Raw genomic sequence first — 6,742 nt, 5'->3', positions numbered from 1 at the left:
CGCCGCCGGGGCCGGCCGGATCCCCCGGCGCGAGCATGCCCAGGCCTCCTCCGCCATGGCCGGCCGCCCGGACCTGTAGCCCGACGCCGGCGGCAGGCAGCACGAGGCACCCTTGGGCAGGCTGATGCCCCTTCCGTAAAGCCGCCCATTGGTCTAGGTTGGCTGGTCTAGGTTGGATTGATCCGGCACGGCCACGGACCTTTCCCGCGGTTCAGCGGTTTCTTGCCGGGCCGGCCCGGACAGTCCGGCGTTTGCGGCCGCCGGCCGCCAGCGGTCAAGTCCCGTCAGGCAGGAGAAGAAAATGTCAGGAAACCTCATCGCCCGGTCCGTCCACGATCTGACCGCCGGCGCCTGGTTCGGCGGTTCCCTCATGGGCGCCGTGGGCCTCAACGGTGCCGCCGCCGACGCCAAGGACCCGACGGAGCGGACCCGCCTGTCCAGCCTCGGCTGGAAGCGGTGGGCCCCGCTCCAGACGGCGGCGTTCGCGGCCCACCTGGCGTCCTGGGTGCCGCTCGTCCGGGACAATGCCGACCGCATGGCCAAGCAGCACGGCGTGCTGCGCCTGTCGGTATACAAGGGCGTGGTCACCCTCGCCGGAGCGGCGGTCACCCTGTACGCGGGTCTGGTCGGGCAGAAGGTCGACAAGCTCTCCCACGAGGGGGCAGAAGGCGCCACCGAGCCGGGCCCGGCGTCGTCCGAAGAACTGGCCAAAGCGCAGAAACAGCTGAAGATGCTGCAGTGGGCCGTTCCTTTCTTCGCCGGATGGGTCATCGTGCTCGGCGCCAAGCAAGGCGAGATGCAGCGGGTCGAGAACGTGGCCCTGGGTTTGAAGAAGCAGCGGCGGGCCGCCGGCCAGACCGGGTTGTCCGGGCTGGCCGGGCTGTCCGGGCTGCGGCAAATGTGGACGCGCGCCGTCTGCCGTTAGGCGGGAGAAGCCTGCGTTTCCCCGGTTCGGTTCACCGCCTGTCCGGGGGAGGTATCTTCCGCCCGTGAACCCTGCTGTCAGGCATGCTCGGCTTGCTTTGCAGGCGTTCGCGTTTGCGGCCCGGGGCACCTGCGCGGACCCGGCCCCGATGGGCGGGTGAGGCAGGCCCCGGCCGCCCGGCTCTTGAATTCCCCCAGTCAGGCATCAGGGAGGAAACGTGCCACAGGAACCAGCCCCTGCCGGCGCATCCGGGGGACACGGGGACAGCCTGGCAAAAAGCCGGCAGGCTCCCGGCCCGGAAGACGAACGAAAACCCGACAGCCCGGCGGAAGTGCGGAAACCGTCGTGGAAGTACGCCCTCCGGCGCACCGTTAAGGAGTTCTCCAAGGACCAGTGCACGGACCTCGCCGCCGCCCTGACGTACTACGCGGTGCTCTCGGTCTTTCCCGCCCTGCTGGCCCTGGTCTCCCTCCTGGGCGTCGTCGGGCAGGCCGAACAGACCACCCGGACCCTGCTGCGGGTCATCGAAGGCGTCGCGGACCCGAGCATGGCCCAGGCGGTCCGCCAGCCCATCGAACAGCTCGCCGGCGCACCAAGCGCCGGCCTGGCCCTGATCGCCGGTGTTGTCGGCGCCATCTGGTCCGCCTCCGGATACGTGGGCGCGTTCTCGCGCGCGATGAACCGGATCTACGAAGTCGAGGAAGGCCGCCCCTTCTGGAAACTCCGCCCCGTCATGCTCCTGATCACCGTCGTGATGCTGCTGCTCGCCGTCCTCATGTCGATCCTGCTGATCGTCTCGGGACCGGTGGCGCAGGCCATCGGCGAGGCCGCCGGCCTGGGCCAGGCCGCCGTGGCTGCCTGGAACATTGCCAAATGGCCCGTGCTGGTGATCTTCGCCATCATCCTGATCGCCATCCTCTACTACGGCACCCCCAACGTAAAACAGCCCAGGTTCCGGTGGATGAGCATCGGCGCCTTCATCGCGCTCGTGGTCCTGGCCCTGGCATCGCTGGGCTTCTTTTTCTACGTGGCCAACTTCGGCCACTACAACAAAACCTACGGGGCCATCGGCGGGGTCATCGTGATGCTGCTGTGGCTCTGGCTCGCCAATCTCTCCCTGCTCTTCGGCGCCGAGTTCGACGCCGAGATGGAGCGCGGACGCCAACTCCAGGCCGGGATAGAGGCGGAGGAGAGCATCCAGCTCCCGCCCCGGGACACCAAGGCGAGCGAGAAAAAGCTGGCTAGGGAACAGGAAGACATCGACCACGGGCGCAGCCTCAGGGAACAGCACGGCGGCCAGGCAAAGGAGCCGGACAGATAGCCCGGCGCCCCTCCTGCGCCACGGAGAAGACCGGCCGGGCGCCGTTGACACGGTCTTGTCGGCAAACAACAGACCTCCCGCCTGGTCCGCGGCGAACTGAGGCTGGCCCGGGCCGAACCTAGGGAAAAGGGCAGGCACGCCGGACGCGGCGCGGGGCTTTCCGGCGCAGCCGGGTTCCCCGTCTGATTTGGTACCGCCGCCCTGATCGCCACCCTCATCCTGGCCCCGTCCCTGCTCCTGCCGGCCCGGGCGGCCGCCCGGATTGTTTCCCTCGTGCTGTTCCTTGCCGCAGGCATCGCGGCAAGGACCGGCAGGAAGGAAGTCAAACAGGCCATCCCGAAGGCCGCGGAAGCCGCGGTGGAGAACGTGAAGCGTGACATCGAAGAGGTCAAGGAGCACGGGCATCCAGGAGCACCCCCGTCCCCGTTCCACAGGCATAACCGGCGGCGGCCGGCAGGAGGCATCAGGCGCGCCGGAGCCCGAGCACCCGGCCCAGCCACTCGGTCACCGCGCGCTCCCAGTGCTCGGGCTCCGCGTTCCATTCCTTGGTGTGCCCGGGGCTGGAGAAGCGCTCGAACGTCACGAGTCCCGGGTTCCGCTCCGCCAGTTCTGCGGACGGGCCATAGGGTACAAAATCGTCGTACTCGCTGTGCAGGATCAGCGTGGGCACGGCCAGGTGGTCCGAACGGGACACCCAGTCCAGCAGCTTCAGGTCCACCGGTGCGGCCAGCCCGGTGACCAGCCGGCCGGCCCGGTTGGAAATCAGCCATTGCGAGAAACGGCCCACCGTCTCCGGGATCCGGTTCAGCTTCGCCTGGTAGGCCAGCACGTCCATCCAGTTGATCACCGGCGCATCCAGTACCAGCGCCCGGATCCGGTCGCGGTACACGGACTGGTCCGCCGCCTGCAGGCTCACCGCCGCGCCCATGGACCAGCCGAACAGCACCACGTCCTCGGCGCCCTGCGCCAGCGCGTAGCCGATGGCGGCCTCCACGTCCCGCCACTCGGTCAGGCCCAGCCCGTAGCGCCGGTCCGGCGCGTGCGGGGCCTCGCCGTCGTTCCGGTAGGAAATCAGCAGCGAGGCCAGACCCAGCCGCCGCACGGTAGGCACCGCGCGCAGGCCCTCGCTCCGGGTGGCGCCGCGGCCATGGACCATGATCGCCCAAGTCCGTGCGTCCTGCACGGCCGGGACCAGCCAGGCCGGCGCGTCGCCGCCTTCGACGGCGATCCGCACCTCCTCGCTGTCCAGGCCGAGGGCGTCCGGATCCGGATACGCCGACCCGCCCCACCAGCCGCGCACGGCGCGGGTCAGGTTCCCGGAGTAGACACGTTCGACCTTGCGCTGGACCGTGCCCTCAAGCGGGGAGTACGAGGTCACCTCGCCGATCCGCGCATGGCCGGCTCCGGCGTCGAAGTACACGCTGTACACCCCGGGGGCGGTGGTCTCCGCGGTGGCCGGCAGGATGATTTCCCGCTCCTCGCCGGAGCCAACGACGGCGAGGATCGCCAGATCCTGCGGCCGTTCCCGCACCGGGATGAGCACCTGGCGGGCAAAGTACGAAGCCAGCCCGGAGGTGGCCCCGGCCACCAGCGACCCGGCCGCCGCTCCGCCGGCAGCACCGAGCAGTGCCCAGCGGGCCCACGGCAGCGGGCGCGCCCCCGCCCCGGCCACCGGGACGGCTTCAGCCTGTGAACCTGCGAAGACGTTCATAGCACTATTCATACCCCATCGCGGCGCGGTGTCCCGGGCGGCAGGCGGTACGCCGAAGCTGTTGTCCGGTGCACCGGTGCTGGCTACTCTGGGCGCATGAGCGAAACGATCGTGGTCCTCACCGAAGAGCCGCTGAACGAGGCCGATGTACGGAACCTGCAGCTGCTTGCCGGGGAGGGAACGACCTTTACCGTCCTGATCCCGGAAGACACCCGGCGCAACCTCATGCTGGACTTCCTGGACCGACTGAGCATGCTGGAGGTGGCCCGGGCGTTTCGGGACCTGCTCCACGGCCAGCCGAAGCCCGAAGAGGCAAGGATGGAGGCGGACGAGGCCAAGCGGCTCTCCGTCGCCGCGCTGGCCCAGGCCGGCCTGCCCGGCACCGTGGAGGTGGTCGGCGACGACGGCGTCACCGCCCTGGTGGACTATGTCCAAAGCCACGAAGTGGACCGGGCGGTAGTGGTGACCACGCCGCACGCGGTGGAGGACACCTTTCACCGGGACTGGGCCAACCGCGCCCAGGAGAAACTGGGCATCCCGGTCCTGCACCTGTATTCGGGCACGGGATACATTGGGGACTCGTGAGCGTTGAATACAGCATGAGCGACAAGAGCGAAGCAAGCACCCCGGCCACCGTCACCAAGACGGACGAGCAGTGGCGTCGGGAGCTGACCCCGGAGGAGTACCACGTCCTGCGGCAGGCCGGCACCGAGCGCCCGTATACCGGCAAGTACTGGGACACCCACACCGCCGGCGTGTACAAATGCCGGGCCTGCGGCGCCGAACTGTTCACCAGCAAGGAGAAATTCGACTCGCACTGCGGCTGGCCGTCCTTCTTCGCCCCGCTGGCCGAGGACCGGGTGCGCTACCTGCGCGACAGCACGCTGGGCATGGAGCGCATCGAAGTCCGCTGCGCCGCGTGCGATTCGCACTTGGGCCACGTCTTCGAGGGCGAGGGCTACCCCACCCCGACGGACCAGCGCTACTGCATTAACTCCATCTCCCTGACCCTCGTCCCCAGCGAGGAATAACCTCCTCCAAAATTGGTCGGCAGATGCCCGCTTCCTGCAGAAACCGGCCAACAGATGTCCTCCCCCGCGGGAAATTGCCAGAAGCCCGGCCACCGAGAGCCGGGCTTCTCCATGTCCGGCGAGCGTTGGCCGCCAGCGTAAGATTGTCTAATCAATAGTTGATCCCGAGGTAAGAAGTGCTTTTGGGTTGCTACGCTCGGTCCACGAACTACCCAACCGCCCCGGCGTGGACCGGGCCAACGAAAGGCTGCACACCATGACCCTCACCGCCGACGGTTCCGGCACCGCCGCCGTGCGTTTCCCCTCCACCCCGGCCGCCGCGGGCATCGCCGCACACCCCGCCTGGCTGCGCCTGAAGGCCGCCGCCACCGCCATCCGGCCGCTGCAGGTCCATGACGGGTCCGTGCCGGACCAGAACGACCATGCGGCGGCCGCCGAACAGGTCCGGATCATCCTGGACGCTGTGGCCGAACTGGCCCCGCTGCTGCCGCACGACGCCGCCTACCTGGCCGCGCTCACCAAGGACTTCCGGCGCTGGGCCGACGAAGGCTTCGGCGTCCCGGACTTCCTGGACGCGCTGAATGCGTTCCAGCCGCAGCAGCACCGCGAAAACGGGCTGGTGCATCTGGTGGTCTTCCCCATGTACACCCAGAACGGCGGCCCGGACCGCCTCGTCGAGGCCGTGCTGGTGGACGTCCTCTGGCCGGAGTTCATCGCCGATCTGGAGGCCGGGGACTACGCCAACAAGCTGTTTGTGCCCGTCCGCTTCCTGGACTTCACCCCCGGCTACGACACCAACTCCGCCGTGCTCTTCCCGGAGACCGTGGCCATGCGCGAAACCCCCGCCTTCACCTGGGGCGCCATCTTCGCCGACCGCGAGGCGGCCCGTTTCCGCCGGGTGCTGCGCGCCGCCGCGGAGATCACCTCGCTCGAGCTGCCCGAGGCAGCCGCGGTCCTGCTGGAGGACCAACAGTTGGCCGAAGAGACCTTCGTGATGTGGGACCTGATCCATGACCGCACCCACATGCGCGGGGACCTGCCCTTCGATCCGTTCATGATCAGGCAGCGCATGCCGTACTTCCTCTACTCGCTGGAGGAACTGCGCTGCGACCTGACCGCCTTCCGCGAAGCCGTGCACATCCAGCATGATGCCAATGCTCCGAAGGAGGCCCGCACGCACGCCGCGCTGGTCCAGTACGCGGTAGTCTTCGACCGGATCTTCCGGTTTGCCATCAGCGGCAGCCGCGTGCGCAACTACGACGGCCTGGGCGGGCAGCTGCTCTTTGCCTGGATGCATCAGCACCGGGTGCTGCACTGGACCGACGGCAAGCTGTCCCTCGACTGGGACTCGGTACCGGACGCCGTTATCGCCCTGGGCCAGGAGATTGAGGACCTGTACTGGCGGTCCATCGACCGGCCCAAGGTAGCGCACTGGCTCGCCGCCTACCAGCTGCTCACCAGGACCCTCACCCCGCACCCGGCCTCGGTCTGGGCCAAGGGCCCGGATGCGCTGCCGCTGGGCGGCCTGCCCCGCGAGCTCACCGACCAGGTGCTCGACGACGAGTTCCCGCTGTCCATGTTCTACGAGGCGCTGGCCAGGAAGCTGCGTCCGGTCATCGAATCCACCGCCGGCATCACCGGCAGCACCGACAACGCACTGAAGGAGCCGGCCGCGTGAGCGGGCCCCTGGCCGGAGTGCGCGTGCTGGTCGCCGGTGCCGCCGGCGCCTCCGGCACCGCGGTGTCCGCCGCGCT

The 6,742-nt window shown here is 69.0% G+C and carries 5 protein-coding genes and 2 pseudogenes; 6 read left to right on the top strand and 1 reads right to left on the bottom strand.

Translation table 11 applies throughout. From position 1 onward, the window contains the following. Nucleotides 1-301: 301 nt before the first annotated feature. The 3 genes and pseudogenes from ACFQ36_RS19555 to ACFQ36_RS19545 all read left to right on the top strand — a co-directional run. Nucleotides 302-832 (top strand): annotated as a pseudogene (locus ACFQ36_RS19555) (hypothetical protein); the annotation flags it as partial. Between the two features lie 310 nt (nucleotides 833-1,142). Then, nucleotides 1,143-2,246, top strand: a complete 1,104-nt coding sequence (locus ACFQ36_RS19550; RefSeq protein ID WP_377016666.1) for a YihY/virulence factor BrkB family protein — start codon at nucleotides 1,143-1,145, stop codon at nucleotides 2,244-2,246. 78 nt (nucleotides 2,247-2,324) lie between these two features. Further along, a pseudogene (locus ACFQ36_RS19545) lies at nucleotides 2,325-2,627 on the top strand (phage holin family protein); the annotation flags it as partial. A gap of 82 nt (nucleotides 2,628-2,709) precedes the next feature. Here the strand turns inward: ACFQ36_RS19545 and ACFQ36_RS19540 are convergent. Then, a complete protein-coding gene (locus ACFQ36_RS19540) occupies nucleotides 2,710-3,957 on the bottom strand; it encodes an alpha/beta hydrolase family protein (protein ID WP_377016664.1) in 1,248 nt (415 codons plus the stop codon). 96 nt (nucleotides 3,958-4,053) lie between these two features. Between ACFQ36_RS19540 and ACFQ36_RS19535 the strand changes: the two genes are divergently transcribed. The 3 genes from ACFQ36_RS19535 (at nucleotide 4,054) to ACFQ36_RS19525 (ending at nucleotide 6,666) form a co-directional block, all read left to right on the top strand. Further along, nucleotides 4,054-4,542, top strand: a complete 489-nt coding sequence (locus tag ACFQ36_RS19535) for a hypothetical protein (RefSeq protein ID WP_377016662.1) — start codon at nucleotides 4,054-4,056, stop codon at nucleotides 4,540-4,542. A gap of 14 nt (nucleotides 4,543-4,556) precedes the next feature. Further along, nucleotides 4,557-4,988: a peptide-methionine (R)-S-oxide reductase MsrB gene (msrB, locus tag ACFQ36_RS19530; protein WP_377016670.1), complete on the top strand. Its 432-nt coding sequence runs from the start codon at nucleotides 4,557-4,559 to the stop codon at nucleotides 4,986-4,988. 256 nt (nucleotides 4,989-5,244) lie between these two features. Then, nucleotides 5,245-6,666: a DUF6421 family protein gene (locus ACFQ36_RS19525; protein WP_377016668.1), complete on the top strand. Its 1,422-nt coding sequence runs from the start codon at nucleotides 5,245-5,247 to the stop codon at nucleotides 6,664-6,666. Nucleotides 6,667-6,742: the final 76 nt, after the last annotated feature.

Source organism: Arthrobacter sp. GCM10027362, from assembly GCF_042679445.1.
GTDB lineage: Bacteria > Actinomycetota > Actinomycetes > Actinomycetales > Micrococcaceae > Crystallibacter.
The sequence above is the reverse complement of the archived record's forward strand: the minus strand, read 5'-3'. Positions and strand labels throughout refer to the sequence as shown.